Source organism: Streptomyces sp. NPDC001153, assembly GCF_053598315.1.
In genome coordinates this window covers 39828-55382 of sequence record NZ_JBSFJZ010000011.1, presented here as the reverse complement: position 1 = coordinate 55382, position 15555 = coordinate 39828, and the positions used below count along the sequence as shown (strand labels likewise).

Sequence of the window (15555 nt, the reverse complement as noted above, 5' to 3'; positions counted from 1 at the left end):
GCTCCCTACGCCCGGGCCGCCTCCCGCAGGGCGTCCAGCACCGGGCGGATCAGCGGATGTCCCTCGGCGCCGCGCCGTACGGCGGCGAAGACGCGGCGGGTCGGAGCCACACCGTCGACGGGGCGGACGACGACGCCGGTGAGGTCCATGCCGTTCAGCGCGGAGCGCGGTACGAGGGCCACGCCGGCGTCGGCCGAGGCCAGGGCGACGACCGCGCGGAAGTCGTCGGAGGAGTGCTCCAGGCGGGGCTGGAAGCCGGCGTTCTCGCAGGCGAGGACGACCACGTCGTGGCAGGGGTTGCCGGGGTACGGGCCGATCCAGGGGTCCTTGGCCAGCTCGGCGAGGCGGACCTCGGCGGCGTCCGCGAGGCGGTGGCCGACGGGTACGACCGCGTCGAACGGCTCGGCGTAGAGCGAGACATGGGTGAGCCGGGGGTCGTCGGCGGGCGGGGCGCCCCGGTACTCCACGGCCACGGCCACGTCGACCTGCCGGTCCAGCACCATGGGCAGGCTGGCGTCGCCCTCGGCGTCCTGGACGCGGATGCGAATGCCGGGCGCGGTGTGCGCGAGCCGGGCCACGGCCGGGGCCACGACCTGGGCGATGCCGGTCGCGAAGGCCGCCACGGTGACCGTGCCCGCCTCGCCCGAGCTGTAGGCGGCCAGCTCCGCCTCGGCCCGCTCCAGCTGGGCGAGGACCGCGTTGGTGTGGCTGAGCAGGATCTCGCCCGCCGGGGTGAGCCGTACGCCCTTGGCGCTGCGCTCGACCAGGCGGTGGCCGGTCTCCTGCTCCAGGGCCGTGAGCTGCTGGGACACGGCGGACGGTGTGAGGTACAGCGCGGCGGCTGCCGCGGTGACCGTGCGGTGGTCGGCCACCGCACGGAGGATGTGGAGCCGCCGTGCCTCGATCATGCCGTCAATTATCGCAAGGCGTCCGCCCTGCTCAGGCCTCCAGTTCGGCGCGGGCGGCCACGAAGGCGTCGACCGCGCGGTTGACGTCGTCCGTGGAGTGCGCGGCGGACAGCTGGACGCGGATGCGGGCCTGGCCCTGCGGGACGACCGGGTAGGAGAAGCCGATCACGTACACACCGCGCTCCAGCAGCAGCTCGGCCATGCGGCCCGCCTTCGACGCGTCGCCGATCATCACGGGGGCGATGGCGTGGTCACCGGGGAGGATGTCGAAGCCCTCCTCGGTCATGCGGCGGCGGAACAGGGCGGTGTTCTCACCCAGCCGGACCCGCAGGTCGTCGGCGGACTCCAGCAGGTCGAGGACCTTCAGGGAGGCGGCGGCGATCACCGGGGCCAGGGTGTTGGAGAACAGGTACGGGCGCGAGCGCTGGCGCAGCAGGGCGACGATCTCGGCACGGGCGGCGACATAACCGCCGGAGGCGCCGCCGAGGGCCTTGCCCAGGGTGCCGGTGATGATGTCGACGCGGTCCATGACGCCGTGCAGTTCGGGGGTGCCGCGGCCGGTGGGGCCGACGAAACCGACGGCGTGCGAGTCGTCGACCATGACCATCGCGTCGTAGCGGTCGGCGAGGTCGCAGATCTCGCGCAGCGGGGCCACATAGCCGTCCATGGAGAACACGCCGTCGGTGACGATCAGCCGGCGCCGCGCCTCGGACGCCTCCTTGAGCTTCGCCTCCAGGTCGGCGAGGTCGCGGTTGGCGTAGCGGTAGCGGCGGGCCTTGGACAGGCGGATGCCGTCGATGATGGAGGCGTGGTTGAGCGCGTCGGAGATCACCGCGTCCTCCTCGCCGAGCAGGGTCTCGAAGACGCCGCCGTTGGCATCGAAGCAGGAGGAGTACAGGATCGTGTCCTCCTGGCCGAGGAACGCGGAGAGACGGGCCTCCAGTTCCTTGTGCACCTCCTGGGTGCCGCAGATGAAGCGGACGGAGGCCATGCCGTAGCCCCAGCGGTCCAGCGCGGCGTGGGCGGCGGCGATCACCTCGGGGTGGTCGGCGAGACCGAGGTAATTGTTGGCGCAGAAGTTGAGGACCTCGCCGGGGCGGCCGCCGGCGGTGACGTCGACGGTCGCGGACTGCGGGGTGCCGATGACCCGCTCGGGCTTGTGCAGGCCGGCGGCGCGGATCTCGTCGAGGGTGGCACGCAGGTCGTCGCGGACGGAGTCGAACATGGGGAAGCTCTCCTGAAGGTGCTTGCGGATGGCGGGAGTTACGCGGTCCAGTCGAGGATGACCTTGCCGCCCTTGCCGCTCGCGGCGTCGGCGAAGGCCGCCTCGAAGTCCCGGTAGCCGTAGCGGCCGGTGATCACGGGGGCGAGGTCCAGGCCGCCCTCCAGCAGGACGGACATCGCGTACCAGGTCTCGAACATCTCGCGGCCGTAGATGCCCTTGATCGTGATCATCGAGGTGACGATCCGGGCCCAGTCGACCGGGAACTCCTGGGCCGGCAGGCCGAGCATGGCGATACGGCCGCCGTGCGTCATGTTGGCGATCATGTCCCGCATGGCCTCCGGGCGGCCGGACATCTCCAGGCCGATGTCGAAGCCCTCGCGCAGGGCCAGCTCCCGCTGCCCGTCGGCGATGGAGGTCTCCGCGACGTTCAGGGCGAGGCTCACGCCGATCTTGCGGGCCAGCTCCAGGCGCTCCTCGCTGACGTCGGTGATGACGACGTTCCGGGCGCCCGCGTGGCGGGCCACGGCGGCGGCCATCAGGCCGATCGGTCCGGCGCCGGTGATCAGCACATCCTCGCCGACCAGCGGGAAGGACAGCGCGGTGTGCACGGCGTTGCCGAACGGGTCGAAGATCGCGGCGACGTCGAGGTCGACGGGGACGCGGTGAACCCAGACATTGCTCGCGGGCAGGGCGACGTACTCCGCGAAGGCACCGTCCCGGCCGACGCCGAGGCCGACCGTGGCCCGGCACAGGTGACGGCGGCCCGCCAGGCAGTTGCGGCACTTGCCGCACACCAGATGGCCCTCGCCGCTGACGCGGTCGCCGATGCGGATGTCGGTCACGTCCCGGCCGGTCTCGACGACCTGCCCGACGAACTCGTGGCCGAGCACGAGCGGGGTGCGGATCGCCTGCTGCGCCCAGCCGTCCCAGGCCCGGATGTGCAGGTCGGTGCCGCAGATACCGGTCCGCATGACCTTGATCAGTACGTCACCCGGGCCGATCTCGGGCTCCGGGACGTCCGTCAGCCAGAGCCCGGGCTCCGCCTTCTCCTTGACCAGCGCCTTCACGCGTGCGGCTCCTGTGGGTGAGATCCCGGACCTCGGGCATACCGAAGGAGCCCGCACCGGGTCAGAGGGGTGGAATCACCCTGCAATCTGCCGTATGCGCGGGCCGCGGGTCCATCGAGCTTTTCTTAACCGCCGCCTCAGCTTTCCTTCACGCCCCAGGTGCCGGCGGCGAAGGGACGCCCTGGCCCGTCACAGGGGCAACCCGTCCTCGGCGCTCCGTTCGAGGCGTACGACGAGATCGGCGGCCAGCGCCTTGATGGTCTCCAGGCCCGAGCGGCCCCAGGCCCGGGGCGCGGTGTCGGCCGCGCACACCGTGCCGAGCGCCATGCCGGAGCTGTCGATCAGCGGGGCGCCGAGATACGAGCGGATGCCGTACTCGTCCACGACGGGGTTACCGGCGAACCGCGGATAGTCGCGGACGTCCTCGAGCACCAGCGCCTTGCGGCGGACCACCACATGGGGGCAGAAGCCGTGCTCGCGCGGCAGGACCCGGCCGAGCTCCGGCCTGCTGCCGTCCTCCCTCGGCGGCGGGACGGCGGGGACGCACAGGCCGGCGAAGAACTGGTGGCCCTCGCCGACGAAGTTGACCATGGCATACGGCGCGCCGGTGAGCCGGGCGAGATGGTCCGCGAAGGCGTCCAGCGCCGGATCGGGACGGTTCACCAGGCCGAGCAGACGCAGTCGGTGGACGCGGGCGGGGGCCTCCTTGTCCTCGGGGGTGAGGAGCAGACCCCGGACCGGCCGGGGCGGCTCGTAGGTCATGACCGGGCTCCTGGCCGTACTGCTGGCCGGCCTGCGGCGCTGTGGGTGTACCTCATATAGGAACTCCGTGGGCGGTAGGGCGTAATCACATGTGGGCGCCATGGCTCGGCGCGGTCGCCGGAGCGTGGGCGAGGAGGTGGCGTACGAGGGTGAGCAGGGTCTGCACGCCGGAGCTGGAGATCCGGGCGTCGCAGCGGACGACGGGGATCCGGGGGTCGAGGTCGATGGCGGCACGCACCTCCTCCGGGTCGTAGCGGTAGCCGCCGTCGAACTCGTTGATGGCGACGATGAATCCGAGCCCGCGTTCCTCGAAGAAGTCCACGGCCGCGAAGCAGTCCTGGAGCCGGCGGGTGTCGGCGAGGATCACCGCGCCGAGCGCGCCCTCGGACAGCTCGTCCCACATGAACCAGAACCGCTCCTGCCCCGGTGTGCCAAACAGGTACAGCACATGGTCCGGATCGAGGGTGATCCGGCCGAAGTCCATGGCGACCGTGGTCTCCATCTTGTTCTCGACGCCGTCGAGACTGTCCGTGCCGACACTGACCGTGGTGAGCAGCTCCTCCGTGCTGAGCGGCGCGATCTCGCTGACCGCGCCCACGAAGGTCGTCTTGCCGACTCCGAACCCGCCCGCCACCAGGATCTTCAGCGCGGTCGGGAACGGGTCAGAGCTGTCGTCGTAGTCCATCGAGCACTGCCTCCAGCAGAGACCGGTCAGTGGGTGTGTGGTGGAAGGCGGGGGGCTTGGTGGTCAGGGCGCCGCAGTCGACGAGGTCCGAGAGCAGCACCTTGGTGACCACCGCGGGCAGTTTCAGGTGCGCGGCTACCTCGGCGACCGAGACGGGGGCCCGGCTCAGGTCGAGCGCCTGGGCGTGCTCGGGGCCGAGGTAGCCGAGCGGGGTGACGCCGGTGGCCATCACCTGGGACATCAGGTCCAGGGCGATGCTGGGCTCGGTACGTCCGTTGCTGACCGTGAACGGGCGCACCAGCCGTCCGGCCGCGTCGTCCAGCCAGGGCCCGTCGCCGGCTGCGGCCACGCTCAAGGCCTCGTCGCCGTGGGTTCGACGGCGTGCTGCCGGGGCGCGGTCACCAGGTAGGGGCGGACGCTCTTGACGAGCATCGCCATCTCGTAGCCGAGCACCGCGGCGTCGGCCTCGCGGCCCGCGAGCACGGCGAGACACGTGCCGGAGCCGGCGGTGGTGACGAACAGCAGGGTCGAGTCGAGCTCGACGACGACCTGGCGGACCTCTCCGCCGTCGCCGAACCGGATGCCCGCGCTGCGGCCGAGGGAGTACAGGCCGGAGGCCAGGGCAGCCATGTGGTCGGCACTGTCGATGTCGAGGCCGTGCACGGACTTCACCAGCCCGTCGCAGGACAGGAGCACCGCGCTGGTGGTGTGCGGTACGCGCTGCACAAGGCCGCTCAGCAGCCAGTCGAGGTCGGATGCGTGGGCAGTCGGCGCATCGCTCGCCATGGTGGATCGACTCCTTGGGGTACGAAGGTCGTGGGAGCGCTGGGGGTTGGGGGTGCGTGGTCGTGGTGATGGGGGGTGGGTACGGTGCGGGCGTCAGCCGGCCGGGGCGCTCCCGTCGGGCCGGCCGGCGCCACGGGCACCGTCGGATGCGGGCGCGTGGGTGCGCCCCTGGGATATGGGGGTGGGGTCCGTGTGGTCGGAGCCCATGTGGTCCGCACTCGGGTGGTCTGAGCCCATGTGGTCGGGCCGGACGCCCGGTGGGTCGGTGAACTCCCGTACAGCGGGCCAGAAATGATGGTCCGTCATGGGTGAGGCGTGGGCGCTGTCCATGTGAGTGGAGTCCATGTGGGCGGGCTCCATGTGGGCCGACTCCATGTGGGCTGAATCCAGGCGCGGGGACTCCCTGGGGACGGACTCCATGCGCGCGGCCTCGATGTGGGCCGCGCCCGTGTGAGCGGGCTCCATGGGGGCTGAGCCCATATGCGCGGAGTCCATGGACGCCGAGTCCAGGTGCCCGGTGTCCAGGCCGGTGGGCTCCTGCCTCTCCATGTGCTGCTGGGCCTCGGCTAGTCCGATCCCGCGCTGGAAGGCCGCCATCAGCCCCGGGTCGTGGCCGGGGACGGTGTCGCCGTCCTGGCGGGGCGCGGGGCCGCCGCGCAGTTGGGGGACGATGTGCTCCTGGGCCCGGCGGCGGGGCAGTTGGGGCTTGTTCATGGTGCCGCGCACGGTGTCGGTGCGCGGCGTGGGCAGGACACCCGCGTGCGCCTCGACGGCCGCCCGGTCCCCGGCGCTGATGCCGGGCAGGGCCTCGGCGGGGGTGGGCCGGTCCGGCCGGGCTCCCCGCACGGGAAGCGGCGCGAGGCCACCTCCGTTCCGTCCGCCGTCACCGCTGTCCGCACCACGTCGCACCGGGCCGCTCTCGGCGCCCCGCAGCCCGCCCCCGCGCTGGGCGTGCCGTCGCCGCCCGGTCACCTGAGCCTGCCCGACGCCGGAGCCGTCCTGGCCCCCCGGGACCACGGCACCTCCCCCGGCTACGGCCCCCGAGTCGGCCGGCGCCTCGGCCCCCGCCCCGGCACCGCCCCGCGCGGGGCTCACGCCCGCGCCCCGCACTCCCGGCGCAGGCGCGGGCACGGGCGTGGGCGCGGGCATGGACTCCCGCATCTGCCCCGCCTCGTGCGCCCCGTGCTCCTGCCCGGTTCCCTGGCCCTGGGCCCGGCCCTGGCCATGTCCGCCGACCTGCCCCGGAAGCCGTACCTGCGGCGACGCACCGGTGTCCGCCCCGGCCGCACCGGCCGCCCCGGGTGCCGTACCCAACAGAGCCTGCGGGACGACGAGTACAGCCTGGACACCGCCGTAGATGTTGGTCTGCAGCCGCACATGGATGCCGTGCCGCCGGGCGAGCTGGGAGACGACGTAGAGGCCGATGCGGCCGTCGGCCAGCAGGCTGGCGACGTTGACCTGGTCGGGGTCGGCGAGCAGGGCGTTCATCCGGTTCTGCTCACCGACGGGCATGCCGAGCCCGCGGTCCTCGACCTCCACGGCGAGCCCGGAGGTGACGAGGTTGGCGCGCAGCAGGACCTGGGTCTGCGGGGCGGAGAACACCGAGGCGTTCTCGATGAGTTCGGCGAGCAGATGGATGACGTCGGCGACGGCGTGGCCGCGCAGTTCGCCGTCGATCGGCGGCACCAGCTTGACCCGGGAGTACTGCTCGACCTCGGCGATGGCGGAACGCAGCACCTCGGTCATGCTGACCGGGTTGCTCCACTGGCGCCGGGAGACGGCGCCGCCGAGCACGGCGAGGTTCTCGGCGTGTCGCCGGATGCGGGTGGCCAGGTGGTCCACGTGGAACAGGCCCTTGAGCAGTTCGGGGTCCTCGATCTCGTTCTCCAGGTCGTCGAGGATCGAGATCTCCCGGTGCACGAGGGACTGAAGCCGGCGCGCGAGGTTGACGAAGACCTCCAGCTTCTGCTCGCTGCCCGCCTGGCTCGAGAGCTGGGCGGCGCGCACGACGGCGGTGACGGCGCCGTCGTGCGCGCGGGCCAGGTCGGCGGCGAGCAGTTCGAAGTCGTCTGCGTCCTCGGGCGGCCGGCGGCGCGGCGTGCGCTGCGGCGGGGCCTCCCCCTGGCGCAGCGCGTCGACCAGGGCGTGCAGGTCGGCCTCGCCGCGTGCGGCGGTACGGCGCAGCGCGTCGACGCGGTCGGAGACCGAGCGGGCGGCCCGGTCGGCGGCCACGGCGGCGATGAGGATGCCGGCGACGGTCACGGCGACCGCTCCGGCGAGTACGGCCCAGAGCGTGGGGCCGGTGCGGGCGCCGGTGGAGCGGATGCTGAAGAGGACCGCGGCGGAGGCGCTCAGTGCGACCGCGAGGGGCGGCAGGACGGCGAGCCGCATGAGCTGGGGCCGTATGTGCGTCTCGGGCAGTGCGGGAGCGGGTCGGGCGACCGGTCTCCCGTGCCGTCCGCCCTCTCGGCGGTCGGCACGGGTGACCGGTGCTCGCTGGTCAGACATCTGCGTCCTCGTACTGGTCCGTCGGGCTGCCATCCGGCCACTGACAGTAGTCGCCTCCCCCTCATGTGCGGGGGGCAGTTGACAAAGTCCCGCAGGATTGGTCCCACTCTGGTATGACGCCTCGTACGACAGACCGATTACCCGGTCGTATACGGGATCTGGACGCGAAGGACATCGATACGACTCGCGCAGAACCGGTCACGCCGACGTGATCATCTTCTGGACATTCCGTACGTCCGCCGACCTGACCCGCCATGAGACACCCGGGCAAATTGCTACGGAGAGTATCCGCTTTGGCCTTGGCTGGGACGCGGGGATGTACGTCGGATATACGCCGTACGTGTCCTTTGTACATACGCGTCTTTGCACATATGTGCGGGCCTCAGAGTGCGGTCAGGCAGACCTGCACGAGACCGGCGTCGACGTCCAGGATGATGTTCTCCATCTCCGCCCACGGCGGATGGAAGCGCGTGCCCCACTCCACGGTGAACCCGAGGATCCTGCCGCTCGCCGCGTTGGTGAAGCTCCGGGAGTAGGCGTAGTCGTCGCTGGTCCCGCAGGTCGGATACAGGTGGAAGCCGGTCTTCGGGGTGTAGGTACGGCCACGCACGCCGTGCAGTGCGGCGCAGAACTGCTCGGCGAGCACGATGGAGTCGTCGGCGTCGGACTTCGGGATGTACTCCGCGTATGCGTCGCCGCTCAACCCGCGCCGACCGTCGAAGGCCGGGTTGTCGAAGCGCTGGTCCGTGAACTGGGACTGGTTCTCGTCGTCCCCCCAGTTGGTCAGCATGTCCTCGGAGTAGCTGTGCACGTCGACGAACCAGCGGGTGCGCGGGTAGGTGTCGAGCAGCCACTTGACGTTGCGCGTCTCGGGTTCCGAGAAGGCGTGCGGGCCCTGGTAGACGAGGTCGGCCGGGTCGGCCGAGACCTGCACCGGGGCGTTCGGGTCGAAGGCCTTGGCGAAGTCGAAGAGGAAGTCGTAGTTGCGGTTGATGTCCACGCCGATACGGGCCGGGTCGCCGCCCGAGTGCGCCCGATCGCGGTTCTTGCGCCACATCGGCGCGACGGTCTGGCTGTAGAGCCGGCCGTCCGGATTGACCAGCGGGAAGACGACGAGGTCCAGCCCGTCCAGGATGCCGCGCACCTGGTCCCTGGTGAAACTCGTCCCGCCGTAGCCGAGACCGGTGCCGGTGGCGTGGGCCTCCAGCAGATCGGCCGCGAGGTGGACGAGGATCTCGCAACTGCCCCACTCCCGGGCGTGCACGCCGCCGATCAGTACGACGCAGTCCTTCGATCCGGCGGGGGCGGAGCCGATCCGCAGGGCGTGGCAGCTCCGGCCCTCGACCGAGGTCTCGGGCAGGGCAAGGCGTTCGCTCGTGGACGGGTAGGCGGTGGCCAGGCTTGCCAGGGCGGACTCGACCTCGGTGATGTTCAGATACGTCATGGCGTCCTCCTAGGCGTCCGTCACCTTGACGGCCAGCCCGCGGGGCACGGCGTCGGCGGCGGCGAACCGGTCGCCTTCGCCGACCTCGGCCTGCCGGGCGTGTCCGGCGGCGGTGGCGTCCTCGACGATCGTGACGGAGACACCCTCGCGTTCGAGGGCTTCGGCCTGTTCGGCCGTCACATAGGCGTCGATGGTGACCCGGCCGTCGTCGGACCGGTGGGGACGGCCTCCGACATCGGGGCGGGCGTCGCGCAGCAGGGCGCGCAGGGTGTCGGCGTCCCGGGCGGTGACGCGCACGCGGAGGATGGGCTGAGCAGTGGTGGACATGACGGCTTCTTCCGGCGCCGTCGGGGCTGCCTGGGCCGCGCCGGCGGCGCGAGTGGTACGGACGAAGAGCGCGCACAGTTCGACAGGTCTGTAAGCATATGCCCGATGTGTACGTCGTATCCTCAGCGTGCGCCGCCGCCGTAGAAGGCGTCAAGCGGAGGCTCGGGCAGGCGGCCGAGGAGGATGTCCAGGCCGGTCATCAGCTCCTGCTCGTCGTCGTAGTCGCCGAAGCGCGGGACGAGGGCGCGCAATCGCGGATACTCGGCGGCGGACAGCCGGTGCAGGCCCAGGCGCAGCATGACGTCCGGCTCGTCGGGATCGTCCACGACCTGACGCTTGTCCACGAGGAGGCAGCCGAGGGTCCAGGCCACGAAGGTGCGGTAGACCGTCAGCGCGGTGGCGTCGTCGAATCCGGCGCGGGCGAGGACGGCGAGCATGTGCTCGGTCAGCTGGAGCCAGGCCCTCGGACGCCGGGCCACGGGCACGCTGAGCGGGCGGGTGGCGACCACGGGCAGGATCTCGGGATGCGCGTGCACGACGCGGGCGAACGCCCGGGCCACACGGCGCAGTTCGGCCCGCCAGGGCGGTTCGGCCGGTACGGCGCCGGCGTCGGCGAGGGGCTCCCGCGCCGACGTGCGCAGCCATTGGTTGACCTCTTCGAAGAACGCCTCGACCAACCCGTCGAGCAGGCCTTCCTTTCCGTCGGCGTACCGGTAGATCGCCATCGGCTCCACGCCCAGGTCGGCCGCCAGGCGGCGCATGGTCAGGGCCGCGAGCCCGTCACGGTCGACGAGGGCGACAGCCGCGCCGAGCACCAGCGGGCGACTGAGGCGTCCCCGCCTCTCGGGGTTGTCCCGCTGAGCCATGGCCGCACTCCGGATACGACGTATATTTCGTTTTTAATTGTACGTTTTATCCGTATCCTGAGCACGCTTCAGGGACGGCCACAGGGCGTCGGAAAACTCAGCGGCGTCATCTCCGGGCGGGTGGTTCCGCCACGAACGCGCCGACCGAGCGCCAGGTGCGCCGCAGCTCCCCCGACACCCCGCGCCACCAGGCCTCCGCCGGGAGCTTGCCCGCCGGTTCGAAGGGCTCGCCCGGGCGGGGCAGGGCCACCGCCTGGCCGGCCTCCTCGGCCGCCTCCTTCGTCCACTCGCCCGGCTCGGCCCAGGGATGCGGGGCAAGGTTGAAGGTGCCCCAGTGGATCGGCAGCAGCGCGCCGTGCGGCGCTCCGCCCTGCAGGTCGAGGTGGGCGCGCAGGCCCTCCTCGGGGGTCATGTGGATGTCCGGCCAGAACTCGCTGTACGCGCCGATCTGGATCATCGTGGCGTCGAACGGGCCGTGGTCCGCGCCGATGTCCTTGAAGCCGTCGAAGTAGCCCGTGTCACCGCTGTGGTAGATCCGGTGCTCCTCGCCGGCGACGGCCCAGGACGCCCAGAGGGTGTGCTGGGTGTTGCGCAGGCCGCGGCCGCAGAAGTGGCGGGCGGGCGTCGCGGTGAGGGTGAGGCCGCCGACCGGTGTCGACTCGTGCCAGTCCAGCTCGCGCAGGCGGTCCGCGGAGACGCCCCAGTGCTCGAGGTGGGCACCGACGCCGAGCGGCACGGCGAACACGGTGTCCGTGCCGGCCAGCGCCTTGATGGTGGGCAGGTCCAGGTGGTCGTAGTGGTCGTGCGAGATGACGACCACGTCGACCTCGCCGAGCGCGGCCAGCGGCAGCGGCACGGGGTGCAGCCGTCTGGGGCCGGCGAAGGGGAACGGAGAGCAGCGCTCGCCCCAGACGGGGTCGAACAGGACCCGGTGGCCGTCGATCTCCGCGAGCACGCTGGAGTGGCCCATCCAGGTCAGCCGCAGTCCGGTGGCGGGCGGCTTGGCCAGGTCGGCGAAGGTGGTGGGATGCACCGGGACGGTGCCCTTCGGGGCACGCAGCGGCCGGGTTTCCTTGTCGAGGAACACCTTCGCGAGGTCCAGCGTGGAGCCGGAGGGCCGGGTGCGCGCGGTGCCGCCCGGGTTCTGGAAGACGCCGTCCTTGAAGTGGGGGGAGCGGCGGATGCGTGCCAGGCGCTCACCGCCCGGTTCCGCGCCGAAGGCTGCGGGCCGCAGCGCGCGGGGCCCCGGGCTCGAGGAACGCAGTCCGGTCACGGTACCTCCCGGTGGAGTGGGTGAGCTCCCCATTATGGGCGGCCCCTACGACAGCCCGGTCCTGGCGGGGGTACCCCTGCGTGCCCGGCGGCACACTACTGAACCTCCGTTCAGCCCGTTGACAGGGCACGCACCGGCTCCGGATACTGACTCACTATTCAGTAGAGCTCTGCTACGGCGCCTTCGCCGACCACCGTCCGCGGCCGCCTTGGAGGCACCGTGTCCGCCCTCCCCACCGGGTTCATGCTGCCGGAGGAGTACGGCACGCTCGTACGCGTCGATCTCGATCGGGACCGGATGTACGCGGGCACGGCGGACGGGCACGCGCGCGTACCCGCGGTTGGCACGCACACGCGCGTGGCCGACCAGGTGGCCGCCCTGCGCGCGGTGCCGGCGGCCGACGCCGTCATCACCTCCGACAGCGCCCAGTGCTGCTGCTACGGCGCCCTCTCCCCACCTGCCCGCCGCACCGGGCGCCAAGGTCGCCGAGCCGACGGCCGTTGCCCATAGTGGTCTTCGACAACGGCGGCTACGGCGAGGTCCGCGACGAGATGCGGGCGCGCGGCGACGCGCCGACCGCGGTGGGCCTCGTGCCGGCCGACCTGCCCGCCCCGGCCCGCGCCTACGGAGGACACGGCACGCGCGCGTACGACCCGGCCGCACTGGCGCGCGCCGTCACCGAGGCCCTCGACCGGCTCTGCTCCACCCTGATCACCGTCCCCGAGGAGACCCCATGACCGCCCCCGCTCCCCTCATGTCGCTCGTCTGGACCGACCACGTCACCGGCCGCCAGGGCTTCCTGGTGGTGGACCGGCTGGTTCGCGGCGTGGCCAGCGGCGGGCTGCGGATGCGCCCCGGCTGCACCCTTCAGGAGGTGACGGGGCTCGCCCGCGGCATGACGATGAAGGAGGCCCTGCACTACGACCCCGAGGCCCGGTATGTGCCGCTCGGCGGTGCCAAGGGCGGCATCGACTGCGATCCCCAGGATCCGGGGGCGTACGGGCTGCTGGTGCGCTATCTGCGCGCCATGCGGCCGTACATCGAGAGTCTCTGGACCACCGGCGAGGACCTCGGCCTCACCCAGGACCTGGTCGACCGCGCGGCGGCCGAGGCGGGTCTGGTCTCCTCCATCCAGGCCGTGTACCCGCTGCTGGACGACGAGGCGGCGGCCCGCGAACGGCTCGCGGACGCCTTCGCGGTCGAGGTGGACGGCATCGGCCTGGACGAGCTGGCGGGCGGCTGCGGGGTCGCCGAGTCGGTGCTCGCGGCGCTGGACCGGGCGGGCGTGCCGTACGCGGGCGCCCGGGTGGCGGTGCAGGGGCTCGGCACGATGGGCGGGGCCACCGCGCGGTTCCTCGCCCGCGCGGGCCTGACGGTGGTGGCGGTCGCCGACATCAAGGGCACGATCGCCAACCCCGCGGGGCTGGATGTCGAGGCCCTGCTGGCCGCGCGGGACGCCTACGGCACCGTCGACCGCCGTGTGCTGCGCCCCGGCGACCGCGAACTGCCCGGCGACGCCTGGCTGTCCGCCGACGTGGAGGTGCTGGTGCCGGCAGCGGTGTCATACGCCATCGACACCGCCGACCAGGACCGGATCCGCGCCCGCTGGATCGTGGAGGCCGCCAACATGCCCGTGCTGCCGGAGGCGGAGGAGCTGCTGGCCGCGCGCGGGGTCACCGTGCTGCCGGATGTGGTGGTCAACTCCGGTACCAACGCCTGGTGGTGGTGGACCCTGTTCGGCGACATCGGCGCGGACGCCGAGGTGGCCTTCGCGCACATCCGGCGGTCGATGCGCGCTCTGATCGGGCTGATGCTCGCGCGCGCGGAGGCCGACGGCACGACTCCGCGTGCGGCCGCCCACGCGCTGGTGACCGACCGGCTGCCGGTGATCGCGGACCGCTTCGGGTGGTACCGGTGAGCGCGCCGCGGTTCGAGCACGGCTTGGCGGAGGGGAACCAGCCCCCTTCGGCGCCGCCCTTGGCAACGGACTAGGGTGACCGCGTGGCGAGAGTGCGGTTGAGCGTGGCCGAGCGGCGGGAGGAGCTGCTGCGGGCCGCCATCGGGCAGATCGAGGTGCGGGGCGTGGCGGCGGTCAGGATCGCCGACGTGGCCGCGGCGCTCGGGGTGAGCAACGCGCTGGTGCTGTACCACTTCTCGACGAAGGAGAAGCTGGTCGCCGCCGCGTTCGCCTACGCGGCCGAGGACGACCTCGCGCATCTGCGCAAGCTGCTGGGCCGGCGGACGTCCGCGCTGCGCCGGCTGCGGGCCGCGGTGCGCTGGTACGCGCCGACCGGGCAGGCCAAGGGCTGGCGGCTGTGGATCGAGGGCTGGGCCGTGGCCCTGCGCGAGCCGGCCCTGCGGGAGGTCACCCGGGACCTGGACAAGCAGTGGAAGGCGGCGATCGCCGAGGTCATCGCCGAGGGCGTGGCGGGGGGCGAGTTCGCCTGCGCCGACCCGGCCGGCGCCGCGCCGCGGCTGACCGCGCTGCTGGACGGGCTCGCGGTCCAGCTGACGTCGTACCCGGGAGCGGTGCCGCGGGCACGCGCGCAGGAATGGGTCGACGACGCGCTCGCACGCGAACTGGGCCTGGAGCGAGCCGCACTGACGGAACGTTAGATCTCTGGGGGCAGGCGGGTGCCCGTGTGGTTCGGGATCCGCCCAGGCCCCCGCCCGGACGACGGACACCCCCACGCCGCGCGAGTCCGGTAACGCGGAACCACGCCCGTGCACAACCGTGCCCCGCGCCGCAGGCTGTGCGGGGCGGGGCACGTCGGTGCTGGTCACGCCACCGAGGCGATGCGCATCTTGATGTCGTCGGGCGACAGGGTGCCCTTCGCGGTCACATGGTCGCCGGAGGACTCCCCGCGCAGTCGGCGGCCGATCCACGGCACCAGGTACTCGCGGGCCCAGTGGACGTCGTCACGGCGGATCTCCAGGGTGCCCCGGGGCGGCTGCGGCGGCCACGGCTGCTCCGGGTCGGCCGGGATCTCCAGACCGAGGGCCTGACCGGCGCGCAGCGCCACGCGCGTGTGCCCCTCGGGCGAGAGGTGCAGGCGGTCGCTGTCCCAGGCCCTGCGGTCCTGCACGGACTTCAGGGACCACAGGTCGAGCACGGGGCATCCGTACCGGTCGGCGATGGCGCGGACGTGCCCGTTGTACGTGGCGATCTTGCCGCGCAGATGCTTGAGCAGGGGGACGCCACGGGTGTCGAAGCCGGTGGTCACCATCACCGTGCCGGCCGCCTCGGCCAGCTGGGCCACCGCCCGTTCGAAGCGTTCGGCCACCTCGTCCGGGTCGGTGCCGGGGCGGATGATGTCGTTGCCACCCGCGCAGAAGGAGACGAGGTCCGGGGCCAGTTCGACGGCCTTCGGGAGCTGGTCCTCCATGATCTGGTCGAGCAGCTTCCCGCGTACCGCGAGATTGGTGTACTCGAAATCGCCCTCGGGCTGCCGATCTGCGAGCAGGACCGCGAACCGGTCGGCCCATCCCACGAACGCCCCGTCGGGCCCCGGGTCGCCGACGCCCTCGGTGAAGCTGTCCCCCACCGCCACGTACGACCCGATCACTGATCTGTTGTCATTCTTCGAATCGTCTGCCACGTCGGACCATGATTCACCTTCACATGTGACCTACGCGACCGTAAGGAGGGGTTGACGAACGGTGAGATGTGACACTCTTAAATAATTTGCCAATCCAGGAATGCG

At 72.1% G+C, this 15555-nt stretch carries 17 protein-coding genes; 4 read left to right on the top strand and 13 right to left on the bottom strand.

The features are described 5' to 3' along the window. Positions 1 to 5: 5 nt before the first annotated feature. The 12 genes from ACWDEN_RS14675 to ACWDEN_RS14620 form a co-directional block, all read right to left on the bottom strand. Positions 6 to 908 carry a LysR family transcriptional regulator gene (locus ACWDEN_RS14675; RefSeq protein ID WP_351611627.1) on the bottom strand — a complete coding sequence of 301 codons (903 nt, stop codon included), beginning with the start codon at positions 906 to 908 and terminating at the stop codon, positions 6 to 8. 31 nt (positions 909 to 939) lie between these two features. Beyond that, positions 940 to 2133 (bottom strand): glycine C-acetyltransferase, encoded by a 1194-nt coding sequence (locus tag ACWDEN_RS14670; RefSeq protein ID WP_351611630.1) that lies wholly within the window; start codon positions 2131 to 2133, stop codon positions 940 to 942. A 38-nt stretch (positions 2134 to 2171) separates the two neighbouring features. Beyond that, positions 2172 to 3200 (bottom strand): L-threonine 3-dehydrogenase, encoded by a 1029-nt coding sequence (tdh, locus tag ACWDEN_RS14665; RefSeq protein ID WP_351611633.1) that lies wholly within the window; start codon positions 3198 to 3200, stop codon positions 2172 to 2174. A gap of 189 nt (positions 3201 to 3389) precedes the next feature. Continuing rightward, positions 3390 to 3962 carry a GAF domain-containing protein gene (locus tag ACWDEN_RS14660; protein ID WP_351611636.1) on the bottom strand — a complete coding sequence of 191 codons (573 nt, stop codon included), beginning with the start codon at positions 3960 to 3962 and terminating at the stop codon, positions 3390 to 3392. 85 nt (positions 3963 to 4047) lie between these two features. Then, positions 4048 to 4647 (bottom strand): GTP-binding protein, encoded by a 600-nt coding sequence (locus tag ACWDEN_RS14655; protein ID WP_228619282.1) that lies wholly within the window; start codon positions 4645 to 4647, stop codon positions 4048 to 4050. Next, complete coding sequence (locus tag ACWDEN_RS14650) at positions 4625 to 4996, bottom strand: DUF742 domain-containing protein (RefSeq protein WP_228619280.1); 372 nt, start codon at positions 4994 to 4996, stop codon at positions 4625 to 4627. The genes ACWDEN_RS14655 and ACWDEN_RS14650 overlap by 23 nt, the downstream gene beginning before the upstream one ends. 2 nt (positions 4997 to 4998) lie before the next feature. Continuing rightward, the gene (locus tag ACWDEN_RS14645) at positions 4999 to 5433 is read right to left on the bottom strand and encodes a roadblock/LC7 domain-containing protein (RefSeq protein ID WP_351611639.1); all 435 of its coding nucleotides are present in this window, start codon (positions 5431 to 5433) and stop codon (positions 4999 to 5001) included. A gap of 93 nt (positions 5434 to 5526) precedes the next feature. After that, the gene (locus ACWDEN_RS14640) at positions 5527 to 7941 is read right to left on the bottom strand and encodes a sensor histidine kinase (protein ID WP_450859183.1); all 2415 of its coding nucleotides are present in this window, start codon (positions 7939 to 7941) and stop codon (positions 5527 to 5529) included. A 382-nt stretch (positions 7942 to 8323) separates the two neighbouring features. Beyond that, entirely contained in the window at positions 8324 to 9385 is a 1062-nt protein-coding gene (locus ACWDEN_RS14635; RefSeq protein WP_450859181.1) for a M14 family metallopeptidase, read from the bottom strand. 9 nt (positions 9386 to 9394) lie between these two features. Further along, positions 9395 to 9712: a hypothetical protein gene (locus ACWDEN_RS14630; RefSeq protein WP_351611646.1), complete on the bottom strand. Its 318-nt coding sequence runs from the start codon at positions 9710 to 9712 to the stop codon at positions 9395 to 9397. Positions 9713 to 9834: 122 nt separating this feature from the next. Further along, complete coding sequence (locus ACWDEN_RS14625; protein ID WP_450859179.1) at positions 9835 to 10578, bottom strand: TetR/AcrR family transcriptional regulator; 744 nt, start codon at positions 10576 to 10578, stop codon at positions 9835 to 9837. Between the two features lie 106 nt (positions 10579 to 10684). Beyond that, positions 10685 to 11851 carry an MBL fold metallo-hydrolase gene (locus ACWDEN_RS14620; RefSeq protein WP_351611651.1) on the bottom strand — a complete coding sequence of 389 codons (1167 nt, stop codon included), beginning with the start codon at positions 11849 to 11851 and terminating at the stop codon, positions 10685 to 10687. Positions 11852 to 12070: 219 nt separating this feature from the next. On the opposite strand from ACWDEN_RS14620, the gene ACWDEN_RS14615 reads away from it, so the two are divergent. From ACWDEN_RS14615 to ACWDEN_RS14600, 4 genes are all read left to right on the top strand, one after another. After that, positions 12071 to 12361, top strand: coding sequence for a hypothetical protein (locus tag ACWDEN_RS14615; RefSeq protein WP_450859177.1), 291 nt, complete (start codon positions 12071 to 12073; stop codon positions 12359 to 12361). After that, on the top strand, positions 12361 to 12588 hold the full coding sequence (locus ACWDEN_RS14610) for a thiamine pyrophosphate-dependent enzyme (protein WP_450859365.1): 228 nt from the start codon (positions 12361 to 12363) through the stop codon (positions 12586 to 12588). The genes ACWDEN_RS14615 and ACWDEN_RS14610 overlap by 1 nt, the downstream gene beginning before the upstream one ends. Further along, the gene (locus ACWDEN_RS14605) at positions 12585 to 13769 is read left to right on the top strand and encodes a Glu/Leu/Phe/Val dehydrogenase dimerization domain-containing protein (RefSeq protein ID WP_450859175.1); all 1185 of its coding nucleotides are present in this window, start codon (positions 12585 to 12587) and stop codon (positions 13767 to 13769) included. Before ACWDEN_RS14610 ends, ACWDEN_RS14605 begins: the two co-directional genes overlap by 4 nt. Positions 13770 to 13852: 83 nt before the next feature. After that, positions 13853 to 14467: a TetR family transcriptional regulator C-terminal domain-containing protein gene (locus tag ACWDEN_RS14600; protein ID WP_450859173.1), complete on the top strand. Its 615-nt coding sequence runs from the start codon at positions 13853 to 13855 to the stop codon at positions 14465 to 14467. Positions 14468 to 14631: 164 nt separating this feature from the next. On the opposite strand, the gene ACWDEN_RS14595 is transcribed toward ACWDEN_RS14600, so the two are convergent. Next, entirely contained in the window at positions 14632 to 15417 is a 786-nt protein-coding gene (locus ACWDEN_RS14595; RefSeq protein ID WP_450859363.1) for an SGNH/GDSL hydrolase family protein, read from the bottom strand. Positions 15418 to 15555 lie beyond the last annotated feature (138 nt).